Origin of the sequence: Kitasatospora sp. NPDC048365, from assembly GCF_043200835.1 — a bacterium.
In the GTDB taxonomy this organism is placed as follows: Bacteria; Actinomycetota; Actinomycetes; order Streptomycetales; family Streptomycetaceae; genus Kitasatospora; species Kitasatospora terrestris.
This window is the reverse complement of the sequence record NZ_JBICYJ010000036.1, coordinates 45,224-61,614: the sequence shown is the minus strand read 5'-3', so window position 1 is coordinate 61,614 and position 16,391 is coordinate 45,224. Positions and strand designations below refer to the sequence as shown.

Genomic DNA, 16,391 nt, shown 5'->3' with positions numbered 1-16,391 from the left:
GCCGGCCCGATGGGCCGGTAGGCCTAGACTTGCCGGGTGCCTGAGCTTCCCGAGGTCGAGGTGGTACGGCGCGGTCTGGCCCGCTGGGTCGCCGGCCGCACCGTCGCCGACGCCCAAGTCCTCCACCCGCGCGCCGTCCGCCGACAGGGCGGCGGTGCCGACGAGTTCACCGCGATGCTGGCCGGCGCCACCCTCGGCGCGGCGCAGCGGCGCGGCAAGTACCTCTGGGTGCCGATGGGCAACGGGCTCTCGATGGTCGGCCACCTCGGCATGAGCGGCCAACTGCTGGTGCAGGACGCCGCGGTGCCCGACGAGATCCACCTGCGGGTGCGGCTGCGCTTCTCCGACGGCGGCCGGGAGCTGCGCTTCGTCGACCAGCGGACCTTCGGCGGCCTCGCCGTCGAGGAGGCCGAGCCGGACGACCCCGAGCACACCCCGGTCTCCATCGCGCACATCGCCCGCGACCCGCTCGACCCGCGCTTCGACGACGAGGCGTTCGTCCGCGCGCTGCGGGCCAAGCGCACCACCGTGAAGCGGGCGCTGCTCGACCAGACGCTGATCAGCGGCGTCGGCAACATCTACGCCGACGAGGCGCTCTGGCGGACGAAGCTGCACTACGACCGGGCGACCGCCACGCTGACCCGGCCGCTCGCCCTGCAACTGCTCGGCCACGCACGGGACGTGATGAACGCGGCGCTGGCGGTCGGCGGCACCAGCTTCGACAGCCTGTACGTGAACGTCAACGGCGAGAGCGGGTACTTCTCGCGCGACCTGGACGCGTACGGGCGGGAGGGCGAGCCGTGCCGGCGGTGCGGGACGCCGATGCGACGGGCCGCCTGGATGAACCGGTCCAGCTACTTCTGCCCGCGCTGCCAGCGCCCCCCACGCTGAGCCGTCAGAGCTGCGGGGCCGCCGACGGCTCCTCCTCGCGGCTGCGGTGGTTCGCGTCCTCCGTCTCGTGCTCGCCGAAGTAGGCGACGCCGACGGCGCTGACGACGGCGAGGACGAAGCCGAAGGCGGCGAGCCAGCCGAGGCCGGCCCGGGAGGAGTCGCCGAGCCAGATGACGCCGACCGCGCCCGGGACGACGGTCTCGCCGACCACCAGGGCGGCGGTCGCGCCGTTCACCGAGCCGACCTGCAGGGCGACGGTGTGCAGGTACATCCCGCCGATGCCGCCGACCAGGATCGCGTACAGCGCCGGGTCGGAGAGCAGCTGCCCGAGGTGGAAGGGCTCGACGCCGTTCAGGATGCGCACGCCGATGCCGAGCGCGCCGAAGCCGAGGCCGGAGAGCAGGCCGGCGACGATGGCGCCGCTGCGGCCGAGCCGGCGGACGATCAGGCTGCCGCCGGCGATCAGCACCACGGACCCGGCCAGCAGCCACCAGTGGAAGGACATCGGCGCGTGGTGCTCGCCCTCCGGCCCGGCGGCGACGGCGAGCAGGACCAGGGCACTGCACAGCACCCCGATCGAGACCCACTCCAGCTGCTTCAGCCGCAGGCCGAGCAGTTTGACGCTGAGCACCGCGGTGATCACCAGGTTGGCGCTGATGATGGTCTGCGACAGGAACAGCGGCAGCAGGCGCGCGGCCAGCGCGCCCAGCCCGAAGCCGATGAAGTCGAGCACCGTGCCGAGGATGAATTCCCAGGTCACCGCCGCCTTCGCGGTGGAGGACAGGCTCGGCCCGCCGTGTTCGGTCGTCGCGCCGCCGGCGGCGGTCTCCTGCCGGGCCGAGCGGCGGGTGCCGAGGGCTTGCAGGACCGAGCCGGTGCCGTAGCAGGCGGAGGCGGCGACGGCGGTGACAAGGCCGATGATCAAGGACTGGCTCCGGTTCCGAGCATGGTGACGCGTGGGCAGGCACCACTATGCCCGGTGCCGGCGGGCCCCGGCATCGTCCGCTCGGCGGGGACCGACCCCGCCTCCGGGAGGACGCGGAAGGGGGAGTGTCTCCACCTTGGGTAGCGGGGGGTCCGGCCGGTCGGCCGAGTACCGTTCGAGGTATGAGAACCGCGATCGCGCGTCCCCTGGCCACGGTGCCCGCCGCCCTGCTGGCGGCGCTGCTCGGGTTGCTGCTGCTCGCCGCCGGACCGGCCCGGGCGGCCGGCGGGGTGGACGCGGCGTCCGCCGCCCTGAAGCAGACGCAGGTCTACGTCGACCCGGCGATGACCGGCCGCTTCTCCGAGGCGCAGGCGGCCGACCTGGCGAAGAAGCTGGAGAAGGCGGACAAGCCGATCTTCGTGATGGTGGTGCCCGCGACCCCCGAGTACCCGGCGGCGACGATCGCCGGTGACATCCGCGCCAAGGTCGGCGTGGTCGGCGTGTACGCGATCTGGCGCGGCGACCAGTTCAAGGCGTTCTCCGACCCGAAGGCGCTGCCCCCGGCGTCCGCCGACCGGATCGCGGGCGCGGCCTTCCGGGCCCACCCGAACGACATCGGCGCCACCGTGAACGACTTCGTCGACCAGGCGATCCCGCAGACCAAGGGGAGCGGAGTGAGCGGCGGGGGTGTCTCGGCCGCCGCGATCGTGGTCCCGGTGGCATTGCTGGCACTGGCCGGCGGCGGCGGGTTCCTGCTGCTGCGGCGGTCGAAGAGGCGCAAGGCCGAGCAGGCCCGGGCCGAGCTGGCGCAGCTGCGCACCGTGGTGGACGAGGACATCACCGCCTTCGGCGAGGAGCTCGACCGGCTGGACTTCCACCCCGGCGCCGCCGACGCGGACGACGCCCAGCGCGCCGACTACACGCACGCCCTGGACTCGTACGAGCGGGCCAAGCGGATCATGGAGCAGGCGAAGGCGCCGGCGGAGGTCCGGCCGGTCACCGAGGCGCTGGAGGACGGGCGCTTCGCGCTGGCGACGCTGGCCGCGCGGCGGGAGAAGCTGCCGCTGCCGGAGCGCCGGGTGCCCTGCTTCTTCGACCCGCGGCACGGGCCGTCGGTGCAGGACGTGGACTACGCCCCGGCGGGCGGCGCCGCGCGGACCGTCCCGGCGTGCGCGGCCGACGCCGCCCGGCTGGCGAGCGGGCAGGCGCCGGACGTCCGGACGGTCGACACCGAGCACGGCCGCCAGCCGTACTGGAACGCCGGCCCGGCCTACAGCCCGTGGGCGGGCGGCTACTTCGGCGGCGGGATGCTGCCCGGCCTGCTGGTGGGCACCATGCTCGGCTCGGCGCTGGCCAGCCCCGGCTACGCGTACGCGGCCGGGGTGGACCCCAACGGCGGGGCGGACGCGGGCGAGTACTCCGGCGCGGAGTTCGACTCCGACAATTTCGGCGGCTTCGACGGCGGGTCGGACGGCGGCTTCGGCGGCGGCGGTGACTTCGGCGGTGGGGGAGACTTCGGCGGTGGCTTCTGACCGTCGCGCGGTGTGCGAAGGGTCGGTGGGGGTCGGTGGAAGGCCGGTGAAGCCCGCTCCGTTCGGGCACTGGATGCCCGACCATGGTGGACACATGCAAGGTCACGACGGCCTGCGGCCGGTCCGCGCCACCATCTGGGTGCGCGGCCGGGTGCAGGAGGTCGGTTTCCGCTGGTGGACCAGAGCCCGGGCGTTGGAGATCGGGCTGACCGGTTACACCGCCAACCTCGGCGACGGCCGGGTCCAGGTGGTGGCGGAAGGGCTGCACGGCGAGTGCGAGCAACTGCTCGCCGCGCTGCGCGGCCCGGACACTCCGGGTGAGGTCACCGGCGTGACCGAGATCTGGTCGGCCACCGGGGACGGGTACGACGGCTTCGTGATCCGATGAGCACACCGCAGTTGCCGGTAGGAGGAGAGCCTCCGGCAACTGCCGGTGTCATGCGGTTGCCTTCTGGGCGGACTCGTGGTTGACTCCGCAGCGTAGTGATCCTTTGACCCCTACCCATGGTGTGTCCATCCCGCCATGCAGGTGACAGGGGCGCGGTAGCGTGCGGTGATCGTGTTGACCCGTAGGGTCTTTGGTGAGACGCTGGAAGCCCGCGCACAGGTCTGCGTTTATGTCGACGGGGCCATGCCGAGTGGGCCCAGCTCATCCCGGTCGCCCCGCAGTGCCCAGCCAGCACGTCCGACGGCGTGGACGCGTGCGCACCCTTCCCCCAAGACCCATACCGTACACGGTTCGGTCACTCAGCGTGGAGGACCATACATCATGGCAAAGGCGCTTCTCGGGTACGTCGGCGGCCCCGACCCGCGAATGCTCTCCGAGATGCGACGGCTGCAGCAGCGCGTCCTGGACCTGGAGAACGAGCTCATCAAGCTCCAGGCCGAGAACGACGCTCTCGCCGCTGTCGCTGACGAGCACTCGCTGCTCAACAGCATCGACCTGGACCAGCGGGAGCCGGCCCTCACCTGATAACTGCGATCTCTCGGATCGACGCTGTTGTGCACTCAGCCTCCCCACAGGGCGGCAGCATGCAAGGGACGTCCTGGCCGACGTCCCTTCGTCGTGTCCGAGACACCTTTGCCGTGAGGCTGCCCAGCCCCCGGCGTGGTGAAACCACCTCCTCGACGTCCGGTACGCACCTGTCCGGATACAGTCGCCAGCGGTAGACCCGGCGGCCCGGCGAGGAGGACGGACACGTGCACCTGAAGAGCCTGACCCTGCGCGGGTTCAAGTCCTTCGCCTCGGCCACCACGCTGCGCTTCGAGCCGGGCATCACCTGCGTGGTCGGCCCCAACGGCTCCGGCAAGTCCAACGTCGTCGACGCGCTCTCCTGGGTCATGGGCGAGCAGGGCGCCAAGTCCCTGCGCGGCGGCAAGATGGAGGACGTCATCTTCGCCGGGACCAGCGGCCGCGCGCCGCTCGGCCGCGCCGAGGTCAGCCTCACCATCGACAACACCGACGGCGCGCTGCCCATCGACTACACCGAAGTCACCATCACCCGGACCATGTTCCGCAACGGCGGCAGCGAGTACGCGCTCAACGGCAACGTCTGCCGGCTGCTCGACATCCAGGAGCTGCTCTCCGACTCCGGCATCGGCCGCGAGATGCACGTCATCGTCGGCCAGGGGCAGCTCGACTCCGTGCTGCACGCCGACCCGATGGGCCGCCGCGCCTTCATCGAGGAGGCGGCCGGCGTCCTCAAGCACCGCAAGCGGAAAGAGAAGGCGCTGCGGAAGCTCGACGCGATGCAGGGCAACCTCAACCGCGTCCAGGACCTGGTCGCCGAGCTGCGCCGTCAGCTCGGGCCGCTGGGCCGCCAGGCGAAGATCGCCCGGCGTGCGGCCGGCATCCAGGCCGAGCTGCGGGACGCCCGGCTGCGCCTGCTCGCCGACGACCTGCTGAGCCTGCGCCGGGCCGTGGAGGCCGAGGTCGCCGACGAACTGGCGCTGAAGCTGCGCCGCTCGACCGTGGAGCAGGAGCTGGCCCGGGCGATCCAGCGGGAAGCCGTACTGGAGGCCCAGGTCGAGCAGCTCGGCCCGCAGTTGGAGGCCGCCCGGCAGACCTGGTACCGGCTGTCCTCGCTGGGGGAGCGGACCCGCGGCACGATCGGGCTGGCCGAGGCCCGGGTCCGGTCCGCGGTCGGCGCCGGGCAGACCGAGGAACGGCGCGGGCGCGACCCGGAGGAGCTGGAACGGGAGGCCGAGCGCGTCCGGGAGGAGGAGGCCGCGCTGGCCGAGGCGCTGGAGGAGGCCCAGTACGCGCTGGCCGAGGCGGTCGAGTCGCGCGGCGAGCTGGAGCGCGGACTGGCCGCGGAGGAAGGCCGGCTGAAGGCGGCCGCCCGGGCCATCGCCGACCGTCGGGAAGGCCTCGCCCGCCTGCAGGGGCAGGCGGCCGCGGCACGGTCCGGGGCGGCCGCCGCCGAGGCCGAGATCGGACGGCTGGCCGCCGCCCGCGACGAGGCCGTCGAGCGCGCCGGGAAGGCCGAGGCCGAGTACCGCGACCTGCGCGAGGAGGCCGAAGGGCTGGAGGTCGGCGACGAGCAGCTGGAGGCGGCGTACGAGGCCGCGCGGGCGGCGCTGGCCGAGCTCGAACGGGAGCTGGGCGACGTCCGGGACGCCGGCGCCGCCGCGGAGCGGGAACGCGCCGGACTGGCGGCGCGGCACGAGACGCTGGCGCTCGGATTGCGCCGCAAGGACGGCAGCGGAGCGCTGCTGAACGGCCCGGACCGGCCCGGCGGCGTGCTGGGCGCGGCGGCCGAGCTGCTGGTGGTCGAGCCCGGGTACGAGGTCGCCGTCGCGGCCGCGCTCGGCGCGGCGGCGGACGCGGTGGCGGTGGACGGGGTCGGGGCCGCCGTCGAGGCCCTGCACCTGCTGCGCAAGCAGGACGCGGGCCGGGCGGCGCTGCTCGTCACCGGGCCGGTCGCGCAGGTCCCCGCGCCCTCGGCGGGGCGCGGAGTCGGCGACCTGATCTCCGGTCCGGCGGAGGTCGTGGCCGCGGCGCGGGCCCTGCTGGCGGGTGCCGTGGTCGCCGAGGACCTGGCCGCGGCGGCGGAACTGGTGGCGGCGCGGCCGGAGCTGACGGCGGTGACCCGGGGCGGGGACGTGCTGTCGGCGACCTTCGCGCAGGGTGGCGCGGCGGGGGCGCCCAGCCTGCTGGAGACCCAGGCGGCGGTCGCCGACGCGGCCCGGAAGATCGACGAACTGGACGTGCGGTGCCAGGAGTTGGCCTCGCAGCTGGACGGCTGCAAGGAGCGCGGGCGGGAACTGGCCGCCGAGGTCGAGGCGGTGGGGGCCGAGCGGCGTCGCGGGGAGAAGGAGCGCGCGCAGCTGGCCGGCGCGCTGGGCCGTTCGGGCGGTCAGGCGCGTGCGGCGGCTGGCGAGGCGGAGCGGCTGGCGGCGGCGGTCGCCACGGCGGAACAGGGGCTGACCGAGGCCCGCGAGGCGGCCGAGGAGCTGGCCGAACGGCTGCTGGTGGCGGAGGAGTCGGCGGAGTCCGGCGAGGACGAGCCGGACGGCGCCGAGCGCGACCGGCTGGCGGCGGCCGGGTCGGCGGCGCGGCAGGCGGAGATGGAGGCGCGGCTGGCGGTCCGGACCCACGAGGAGCGGGTCCGCGGGCTGGCGGGCCGCGCCGACCAGCTGGACCGGGCGGCGCGCGCCGAGCGGGAGGCGCGGGCGCGGGCGGCCGAGCGGCGCGAGCGGGCCCGCCGGGAGGCGGCGGTGGCCTCGGCGGTGGCGTCCGGTGCGCGGCAGCTGCTGGGCCGGCTGGAGGAGGCGCTGACCGCCGCGGAGGCCGAGCGCGCCGAGGTGGAGCAGCTGCGGGCCGAGCGGGAGGCGGAGCTGCGCTCCTTCCGCGAGCACGGCCGCGAACTGAAGGCGGAGCTCGACAAGCTGGTCGACGCGAGCCACCGGGACGAGGTGCTGCGGGCCGAGAAGCGGCTGCGGATCGAGCAGTTGGAGGCGCGGGCGCTGGAGGAGTTCGGCATCGAGGGCGGCGAACTGCTCGGCACGTACGGCCCGGACACCCTGGTGCCGCCGCCCGTCCCGGAGGAGGGCGAGGAGCCGGGCGAGCCCCGGCCGTACGTCCGCGCCGAGCAGGAGAAGCGGCTGAAGGCGGCCGAGCGGGCGTACCAGCAGCTGGGCAAGGTCAACCCGCTGGCGCTGGAGGAGTTCGCGGCGCTGGAGGAGCGCCACCGCTTCCTCGGGGAGCAGCTGGACGACCTGAAGAAGAGCCGGCGCGACCTGATGGACATCGTGAAGGACGTCGACGCCCGGGTCGAGCAGCTGTTCACGGCGGCGTACCACGACACGGCGGCGCAGTTCGAGGGCGTCTTCTCGCGGCTGTTCCCGGGCGGCGAGGGCCGGCTGGTGCTGACCGACCCGGAGAACATGCTGACCACCGGCGTGGAGGTGGAGGCGCGGCCGCCGGGCAAGAAGGTGAAGCGGCTGTCGCTGCTGTCCGGCGGCGAGCGTTCGCTGACCGCGGTGGCGATGCTGGTGTCGATCTTCAAGGCGCGTCCCAGCCCGTTCTACGTGATGGACGAGGTGGAGGCGGCGCTGGACGAGACCAACCTGCGCCGGCTGGTCGCGATCATGGAGGAACTGCGGGAGAGCTCCCAGCTGATCGTGATCACCCACCAGAAGCTGACCATGGAGTCCGCGGACGCCCTCTACGGCGTGACCATGAAGGGGGACGGCATCTCCCAGGTGATCAGCCAGCGGCTCCGCGAGGAGCACAAGGAACGCAAGACCCCTACGTGATACTGGACGGGTTATGGAATACGTGATCCTTGCCGTAGTCATCGCCGTGGTCGCCGTCGGCGCGACCGTGGGCCTCGTCGTTTCCGGCAGACGACGCAAGCAGGTGGAGCCCCCGGCGCCGGCGCGGACCCCGGTGGTCACCGCGCCGCCCGCCCCGAAGACCGAGGCGCCCGCCGAGGTCGCGGAGGAGGGCGCCGCGCCGCCGACGGCGGAGACCGCCGCTCCCGAGGTCGTCGAGCCCGAGGTCGAGGAGGTGGTGGTCGAGGAGGCCGTCGCCGCTCCGGCGATCGAGGTCCCGGAGCCGACCGCCGGCCGGCTGGTGCGGCTGCGCTCGCGGCTCTCGCGCTCGCAGTCCACGCTCGGCAAGGGCCTGCTCACCCTGCTCTCCCGGGACCGTCTCGACGACGACACCTGGGAGGAGATCGAGGACACCCTGCTGACGGCGGACGTCGGCGTCGCCGCCACCCAGGAGCTGGTGGAGAACCTCCGCACCCGGGTCAAGGTGCTCGGCACCCGCACCCCGGACGAGCTGCGCGCGCTGCTCCGCGAGGAGCTGATCAACCTGATCGGCCCGGACTTCGACCGGACCGTCCGCTCGGTGAAGCACGAGGAGGGCCCGGCGGTCGTCCTGGTCGTCGGCGTCAACGGCGTCGGCAAGACCACCACCACCGGCAAGCTGGCCCGCGTCCTGGTGGCCGACGGCCGCCGGGTGGTGCTCGGCGCGGCCGACACCTTCCGGGCCGCCGCCGCCGACCAGCTGCAGACCTGGGGCGAGCGGGTCGGCGCGCACACCGTCCGCGGTCCGGAGGGCGGCGACCCGGCGTCGGTGGCCTTCGACGCGGTCAAGCAGGGCATCACCGAGGGCGTGGACACCGTGCTGGTGGACACCGCCGGCCGGCTGCACACCAAGACCGGTCTGATGGACGAGCTGGGCAAGGTCAAGCGGGTCGTGGAGAAGCACGGGCCGGTCGACGAGGTGCTGCTGGTGCTGGACGCCACCACCGGTCAGAACGGGCTGGTCCAGGCGCGGGTGTTCGCCGAGGTCGTGGACATCACCGGCATCGTGCTGACCAAGCTGGACGGCACGGCCAAGGGCGGCATCGTGGTCTCGGTCCAGCGCGAGCTGGGCGTGCCGGTCAAGCTGATCGGTCTCGGCGAGGGCGCGGACGACCTGGCGCCGTTCGAGCCGGGCGCGTTCGTGGACGCGTTGCTCGGCTGACAGCCCGGGTTCTCAGGGGCGCGAGGAACTGCGCGACCGGCACACGCTCTACGTGAGCGCGTGGTCGGGCGCGCAGTTCCTCGCGCCCCTGTTGTGGTTGACCGTGTCGCGCAGGTGCCGGTGGCAGGCGTACGCCAGGGTGCCGAGCAGGAGGCGGGCCTCCGGGGGGCAGGCGGCGTTCTCCCGGGTGGGGCGGCGCAGCCAGCGCATCGGGCCGAGCCCGCCGAGCGGGGTGGGCGGCGCGGCGATGTAGCCGCCGGTGCCGTGGCAGGCGAGGTCGAGCGAGGCGTCGTCCCAGCCCATCCGGTAGAGCAGGTCGGGGAGGCGCTGGGCGGTGCCGGGGGCGACGAAGAACAGCAGCCGCCCGGTGGGGGAGGCGAGCACCGGGCCGAGCTGGGTGCCCATCCGCTCCAGCCGGACCAGGGCCTGCAGGCCGGGCTGGGCCTGCACGTCGAGCACGTCGAAGTGCAGGCCGGTGGGGAGCAGCAGCGGCCCGTCGGCGGTGCGCGGCAGGTCGAGCTCGCGGGCGGTGAGCGCGGGGCCGGCGCCGGCGTGCAGACCGGGCGCGGCGCAGTGCGCGGTGCCGCAGTCGCACCGGCCGTCGGTACGCGTCGGCGCGGCGCCGACGGCGACGGACCAGCCCCAGCGGCCGGTGTACTCGGCGGCCGCCCGGGGCGCGGAGGGCTTGGTGCGGCGGCGAGCGGCGAGCGGGGCGAACCGCAGGGTGCCGAGCCGGAGATCGCCCAACAGGTTGTCCATGCCTCCCCCAACAGATTCTGGTTGCCGGTGGTTACGGGACGGTGACATTGCGTCGATTGTCCGACGCGTAGCGCGCTGTGTGTTCGAGGCGCGCGCGGCGTGGCGCACACCGATTCGATCCGGTCGCTTCCGTCCCGGCAATTGCCGGGGTCATGGGGAGCTGAGTATTAGTGAAGCGCGCCGCGGGCCGTGGTTGTTCACTCGTGGGGGTGGCGAAAGGTGGCGTTTCCCCGGCGGTGCTCCCCCGGATGGCGCAAGGCCCGCTACGTTCAACACTACGGAATGCAGTGGACTGCTCACACCGGTGGCGGTAGGGCAGGTCGGACGAGCAGGGCCCCGGACTCGGGGCGGGATGGGGACGGTCCCATGGCAGACAAGCAACCGAACGAGAAGCTCACCTCGTGGTTCACCCGCAGCGGATGGTCCAAGGGCGAGCTCGCGCGCCAGGTGAACCGCAGGGCGCGCCAGATCGGTGCTCACCACGTCTCCACCGACACCTCCCGGGTCCGCCGCTGGTTGGACGGCGAGCAGCCGCGCGAGCCGATCCCGAAGATCATGTCCGAGCTGTTCTCCGAGCGCTTCGGCTCGGTGGTCTCGATCGAGGACCTGGGCCTGCGCACCACGGTCCAGGTCTCCACCGCCGGCAGCACGGTGGACCTGCCGTGGAGCGCCCCGCAGACCGTCCAGCTGATCAGCGAGTACTCGCGCAGCGACCTGATGCTCAACCGGCGCGGCTTCCTCGGCACCTCGCTGGCGCTGACCGCCGGCGCGGCGCTGATCGAGCCGATGCAGCGCTGGCTCACCCCCGGCCCGAGCGGCGCGCCCACGCCGATCCTGGCCGCGGCCAACGGCGGCGAGCCGTACACCGGCCGGCTGTCCGAGCCCGAGCTGCAGCTGCTCGAACAGACCACCGAGATGTTCCGCCAGTGGGACGCGCAGAACGGCGGCGGCCTGCGCCGCAAGGCCGTGGTCGGCCAGCTCCACGAGGTCACCGACCTGCTGCAGGAGACCTACCCGGAGTCGACCACCAAGCGGCTGTTCCGGCTGACCGCCGAGCTGGCCCACCTGGCCGGCTGGATGTCGTACGACGTCGGCATGCACCCGAGCGCGCAGAAGTACTACGTGCTCGCGCTGCACGCGGCGAAGGAGGCCGGCGACCGCCCGTTCGGCGCGCTGATCCTGACCGACATGAGCCGGCAGATGATCCACCTCAACCGCGGCGAGGACGCGCTGGAGCTGATCCACCTCGCCCAGTACGGCAGCCGGGACACCGCCACCGCCCGGCAGCAGTCGCTGCTGTACGCGATGGAGGCGCGCGCCTACGCCACCATCGGCGAGGTCAACCGGTGCGCCCGGGCGGCCCGGCTGGCGGAGGACACCTTCAGCGACACCCGCGCCAACGACGGCAGCCCGGACTGGCTCAAGTTCTTCTCCGAGGCCGAGCTGAACGCGGAGAACGCGCACTCCTTCCGCGACCTGGCCTACACCTCCAGCCGCAGCCCGCTGTACGCGCAGATGGCGGCGCCGGTGATGGAGCGCGCGGTCGACCTGTTCCGCCGGGACGGCGACCACGTCCGCAGCTACGCCTTCAATCTGGTCGGAATGGCCAGTGTGCACCTCTTGCAGAACGAGCCGGAGCAGGCTGCGGCGATGTGCGAGCAGGCGGTGGACATCGCCAAGAAGGTGCGCTCCGAACGGCTGAACACCCGGGTCCGCAAGACCTCCGAGGCAGCCAGTCGGCAGTACAAGGGCGTGCCCGGGGTGGAGCGGCTCTCCGAGCGGGTGGTCCAGGACATCCCCGAGTTCGTCCCGGTCGGGTAGCCGCCGTGTTCTGACCCAGCGCGGTCAAACGGCTCGTTTTCGGCCAGCGGTTCACGTGCTCGTAACGCCCGCGACAACCGTGTCACTGGCGCGAAACACCGAGCCGCATCGGTCGAAATCAGCCTTCGGCACTCTCCTCTTCATCGCCGACCACCCGGGATGGCACGGGACAGGTATCCCGGGTGTGGAGCGGCTTTCATCTCGGAGGAGACGCCGATGCCGGACGGCTTCAGCGCGGGCGATACCGCCTTTGTGTTCATCTGTGCGGCCCTGGTCATGTTGATGACCCCGGGCCTGGCCTTCTTCTACGGAGGCATGGTCAGGGTCAAGAGCACGCTCAACATGCTGGTGATGAGCTTCATCTCGCTCGCGATCGTCAGCGTGCTGTGGGTCCTCTACGGCTACTCGCTGTCCTTCGGCCCCGACGCAGGCGCCGGTCTGATCGGCAACCTGGACTACCTGGGGATGCGCGGCATCGACCTGAACGCCATCACCGGCACCATCCCGGTCACCGCGTTCGCCGCCTTCCAGCTGATGTTCGCGATCATCACCCCGGCGCTGATCAGCGGCGCCATCGCGGACCGCGCCAAGTTCACCGCGTGGAGCCTGTTCGTGGCGCTCTGGGTGACCGTCGTCTACTTCCCGGTCGCGCACTGGGTGTTCTTCTTCGACGGCGGCAACGGCGGCTGGCTCGGTGACCGCAACGGCGTGATCGACTTCGCCGGCGGTACCGCGGTCCACATCAACGCCGGTGCGGCCGGCCTCGCCCTGGCCCTGGTGCTCGGCAAGCGGATCGGCTTCAAGAAGGACCCGATGCGCCCGCACAGCCTGCCGCTGGTGATGCTCGGCTCCGGTCTGCTCTGGTTCGGCTGGTTCGGCTTCAACGCCGGCTCGGCGCTCGCCGCCAACGGCGTGGCCGGCATGGCGTTCATGAACACCCAGGTCGCCACCGCCGCCGCGGTGCTCGGCTGGCTCGCCTACGAGAAGATCAAGCACGGCGCGTTCACCTCGCTCGGCGCCGCCTCCGGTGCGGTGGCCGGCCTGGTCGCCATCACCCCCGCCTGCGGCTCGGTCTCGATGCTCGGCGCCATCGCCATCGGCCTGATCGCCGGTGCGGTCTGCGCCGCGGCGATCAGCCTGAAGTACAAGCTCGGCTTCGACGACTCGCTCGACGTGGTCGGCGTCCACCTGGTCGGCGGCATCATCGGCTCGCTGCTGATCGGCTTCTTCGCCACCGGCCACGTCGGCCAGACCGCCTCCGGCCTGTTCTACGGCGGCGGCGTGACCCAGCTGGGCAAGCAGGCCCTCGGCGTGGTCGTGGTCCTGGTCTACTCCTTCGTCCTCTCCTGGCTGCTGGGCATGGCGATCCAGAAGACCATCGGCTTCCGGGTCTCCGAGGACGTCGAGGTCGCCGGCATCGACCAGGCCGAGCACGCCGAGTCCGCGTACGACTTCACCGCGGTCGGCGCCAGCATCGCCCGCGCCGTGGCGGCCACCGCCACCGTCTCCGCCGCCACCGCCACCGCCGAGAAGACCGAGGTCGACGCCTGATGAAGCTCATCACCGCCGTCATCAAGCCGCACCGCCTGGACGAGGTCAAGGAGGCCCTGCAGGCCTTCGGAGTCCACGGCCTGACCGTCACCGAGGCCAGCGGCTACGGCCGCCAGCGCGGCCACACCGAGGTCTACCGGGGCGCGGAGTACACCGTCGACCTGGTGCCCAAGGTCCGGATCGAGATCCTGGTCGACGACGAGGACGCCGAGCAGCTGATCGACGTCGTGGTCAAGGCCGCCCGCACCGGCAAGATCGGTGACGGCAAGGTCTGGTCCGTCCCGGTCGACACCGCGGTCCGCGTCCGCACCGGCGAACGCGGTCCGGACGCCCTGTAGCCCTAGCATTCAGCACAACGCATTCAGCACGACTCCTGGCGGATCCGCTGCCCACCCGGCGGCGGGTCCGCCGCAGGCGTACCGGCACACGGACGGGGACACAACGTGACGACGACCGGAACCCAGCCGACCCCCACGCCCGACGAGGGCCCGCTCGGCACCGGCGACCACGCCGCCGAACGCGCCGCGCTGCTCGCCGATCCCGCCCTCGGCGGCGTCGAACGACGGACCGCGCTGGCCGCGCTGACCGACCGCTGGCTCACCGGGCTGTACCGGGCGGCCGGCTCCCCGCCCGGCACCGCGCTGGTCGCCGTCGGCGGCTACGGCCGCGGCGAGCTCTCCCCGCGCAGCGACCTGGACGTCCTGCTGCTGCACGAGGGTCCGCTCGACGACGAGCTCGCCGAACGGATCTGGTACCCGGTCTGGGACAGCGGTGCCGCGCTGGACCACTCCGTCCGCACCCCCGCCGAGGCCCGCGCGGTGGCCGCCGAGGACCTCAAGGCCCAGCTCGGCCTGCTGGACGCCCGCCACCTGGCCGGCGACCCGGCGCTCACCGCCGCGCTGCGCTCCACCGTCCTCGCCGACTGGCGCACCGGCGCCCCCGCGCGCCTCCCCGAACTCCACGAGCTGTGCACCGCCCGGGCCGAACGCCACGGCGAGCTCTCCTTCCTGCTCGAACCCGACCTCAAGGAGGCCAGGGGAGGTCTGCGCGACGTGGTCGCGCTCAACGCCATCGCCGCCACCTGGCTCGCCGACGCCCCGCGCGACGGCCTCGACGCGGCCGCCGAGCGGCTCGCCGACGTCCGCGACGCCCTGCACCTGGCCACCGGCCGGGCCACCGAGCGGCTCAGCCTCCAGGACCAGGACCAGGTCGCCGCCCAGCTCGGCGTGCTGGACGCCGACACCCTGCTGCGCCAGGTCTACGAGTCCGCCCGGACCGTCGCCTACGCCTCCGACGTCACCTGGCGCTCGGTCGAGCGTGTGCTCGCCGCCCGGTCCAACCGGGGCCGGCGGATCGCCCGGCTGGGCTTCCCGTTCAGCGGCGTCGGGCGGACCGGCGGCGCGGTCGGCAAGGGCGCGGTGGAGCGCCGCCCGCTCGCCGAGGGCGTGGTCGAGCAGGACGGCGAGGCGGTGCTCGCCCAGGGCGCCCGCCCGGCCACCGACCCGGTGCTGCCGCTGCGCGCGGCCGCCGCGGCCGCCCAGGCCGGCCTCACCGTCTCGTACGCCACCGTCCGGCGGCTGGCCGCCGAGGCCAAGCCGCTGCCGGTGCCCTGGCCGGACGAGGCCCGCGAGCAGCTGGTCACCCTGCTCGGCGCCGGCGAGGCCTGCCTGCCGGTCTGGGAGGCGCTGGAGGCCGAGGGGGTGATCAGCCGGCTGCTGCCGGACTGGGAGCGGGTCCGCTGCCGCCCGCAGCGCAACGCCGTGCACCGCTGGACCGTCGACCGGCACCTGATCGAGACCGCGGTGAAGGCCGCCGCGATGACCCGCCGGGTCGCCCGGCCCGACCTGCTGCTGGTCGCCGCGCTGCTGCACGACATCGGCAAGGGCTGGCCCGGCGACCACTCCGAGGCCGGCGAGGTGATCATCCGCGACCTGGCCGTCCGGATGGGCTTCGACAAGACCGACACCGACACCCTGGCCCTGCTGGTCCGCCACCACCTGACGCTGGTCGACACCGCCACCCGGCGCGACCCGGACGACCCGGCCACCGTCGACCTGATCACCAAGGTGGTCGGCACCCTGCCGCACCTGGAGCTGCTGCACGCCCTCACCGAGGCCGACGCCACCGCCACCGGCCCCGCCGCCTGGTCGAGCTGGCGGGCCTCGCTGGTGCACGGCCTGGTCGCCCGGGCCGCCGCCCAGCTGGCCGGCGGCCTCGTCCTGCCGGTCGACGCCGAGCCGACCGCCGACGAGGAGCGGCTCGCCGTCGAGGCCGCCCGCACCCTCGCGCCCGCGCTCGCCCTGCACGCCCAGACCGAGGCCGGCGCGGGAGGAGTCGCCGAGCCGGGCGTGCCGGAGCCGATGGGCGTCGAGCTGACCCTGGCCATCCCGGACCAGCCCGGCCTGCTCGGCACCGTCGCCGGGGTGCTCGCGCTGCACCGGCTCACCGTCCGCAAGGCGGGCCTGCGCGAGCTCGACCCGATCGGCGCCGGGCCGGTCCTGCTGCTGTCCTGGACGGTCGCCGCCGAGTACGGCGAGCTGCCGGAGGCCGCGCGGCTCCGCGCCGACCTGCGGCGCGCCCTGGACGGCTCGCTGGACGTCGCCCGCAAGCTCGCCGAACGGGACGCCGCCGCCCCGAAACGGCGCGGCATCGCCACCCCGCCGCCGGTGGTCACGGTCGCCCCCGGCGCGGTCTCGCTCAGCGCCACCGTGCTGGAGGTCCGCGCCCACGACGCCCCCGGGCTGCTGCACCGGATCGGCCGGGCCCTGGACGCCGCCGGCGTCCGGGTCCGCACCGCGCACGTCTCCACGCTCGGCGCGGACGCGGTGGACGCCTTCTACGTGACCGACCCGGACGGCCGCCCGCTCGCCGCCGGGCGGGCCGCGCAGGTCGCCCGCTCGGTGCAGGAGGCGCTCGGCTGAGCCGGTGTTCG

12 protein-coding genes are annotated in these 16,391 nt (G+C 73.7%); 10 read left to right on the top strand and 2 right to left on the bottom strand.

Going from position 1 to position 16,391, the window contains the following annotated elements:
* Window positions 1–36 precede the first annotated feature (36 nt).
* Window positions 37–891 (top strand): bifunctional DNA-formamidopyrimidine glycosylase/DNA-(apurinic or apyrimidinic site) lyase, encoded by an 855-nt coding sequence (mutM, locus tag ACGFX4_RS30165; RefSeq protein WP_393080887.1) that lies wholly within the window; start codon window positions 37–39, stop codon window positions 889–891.
* A 4-nt stretch (window positions 892–895) separates the two neighbouring features.
* Here mutM and ACGFX4_RS30160 read toward each other — a convergent pair whose 3' ends face one another.
* Window positions 896–1,816: a hypothetical protein gene (locus ACGFX4_RS30160; RefSeq protein WP_393080885.1), complete on the bottom strand. Its 921-nt coding sequence runs from the start codon at window positions 1,814–1,816 to the stop codon at window positions 896–898.
* Between the two features lie 182 nt (window positions 1,817–1,998).
* Here ACGFX4_RS30160 and ACGFX4_RS30155 point away from each other — a divergent pair, with 182 nt between their 5' ends.
* The 5 genes from ACGFX4_RS30155 to ftsY all read left to right on the top strand — a co-directional run bounded on the left by ACGFX4_RS30155 (window position 1,999) and on the right by ftsY (window position 9,328).
* Window positions 1,999–3,348, top strand: a complete 1,350-nt coding sequence (locus ACGFX4_RS30155) for a hypothetical protein (RefSeq protein WP_393080883.1) — start codon at window positions 1,999–2,001, stop codon at window positions 3,346–3,348.
* Between the two features lie 94 nt (window positions 3,349–3,442).
* Window positions 3,443–3,736 carry an acylphosphatase gene (locus tag ACGFX4_RS30150; protein ID WP_393080880.1) on the top strand — a complete coding sequence of 98 codons (294 nt, stop codon included), beginning with the start codon at window positions 3,443–3,445 and terminating at the stop codon, window positions 3,734–3,736.
* A gap of 381 nt (window positions 3,737–4,117) precedes the next feature.
* Entirely contained in the window at window positions 4,118–4,321 is a 204-nt protein-coding gene (locus ACGFX4_RS30145; RefSeq protein WP_393080878.1) for a hypothetical protein, read from the top strand.
* Window positions 4,322–4,548: 227 nt separating this feature from the next.
* Window positions 4,549–8,109: a chromosome segregation protein SMC gene (gene smc, locus ACGFX4_RS30140; protein ID WP_393080876.1), complete on the top strand. Its 3,561-nt coding sequence runs from the start codon at window positions 4,549–4,551 to the stop codon at window positions 8,107–8,109.
* Window positions 8,110–8,122: 13 nt separating this feature from the next.
* Window positions 8,123–9,328 carry a signal recognition particle-docking protein FtsY gene (gene ftsY / locus ACGFX4_RS30135; RefSeq protein ID WP_393080875.1) on the top strand — a complete coding sequence of 402 codons (1,206 nt, stop codon included), beginning with the start codon at window positions 8,123–8,125 and terminating at the stop codon, window positions 9,326–9,328.
* A gap of 48 nt (window positions 9,329–9,376) precedes the next feature.
* Here ftsY and ACGFX4_RS30130 read toward each other — a convergent pair whose 3' ends face one another.
* Window positions 9,377–10,087 carry a bifunctional DNA primase/polymerase gene (locus ACGFX4_RS30130; protein WP_393080873.1) on the bottom strand — a complete coding sequence of 237 codons (711 nt, stop codon included), beginning with the start codon at window positions 10,085–10,087 and terminating at the stop codon, window positions 9,377–9,379.
* A 366-nt stretch (window positions 10,088–10,453) separates the two neighbouring features.
* Here ACGFX4_RS30130 and ACGFX4_RS30125 point away from each other — a divergent pair, with 366 nt between their 5' ends.
* The 4 genes from ACGFX4_RS30125 to ACGFX4_RS30110 all read left to right on the top strand — a co-directional run bounded on the left by ACGFX4_RS30125 (window position 10,454) and on the right by ACGFX4_RS30110 (window position 16,380).
* Window positions 10,454–11,908, top strand: coding sequence for a hypothetical protein (locus tag ACGFX4_RS30125; protein ID WP_393080870.1), 1,455 nt, complete (start codon window positions 10,454–10,456; stop codon window positions 11,906–11,908).
* 216 nt (window positions 11,909–12,124) lie between these two features.
* Entirely contained in the window at window positions 12,125–13,459 is a 1,335-nt protein-coding gene (locus ACGFX4_RS30120) for an ammonium transporter (RefSeq protein WP_393080868.1), read from the top strand.
* A complete protein-coding gene (locus tag ACGFX4_RS30115; protein WP_345699122.1) occupies window positions 13,459–13,797 on the top strand; it encodes a P-II family nitrogen regulator in 339 nt (112 codons plus the stop codon). Before ACGFX4_RS30120 ends, ACGFX4_RS30115 begins: the two co-directional genes overlap by 1 nt.
* Before the next feature lie 105 nt (window positions 13,798–13,902).
* Complete coding sequence (locus ACGFX4_RS30110; protein ID WP_393080865.1) at window positions 13,903–16,380, top strand: [protein-PII] uridylyltransferase; 2,478 nt, start codon at window positions 13,903–13,905, stop codon at window positions 16,378–16,380.
* Window positions 16,381–16,391 lie beyond the last annotated feature (11 nt).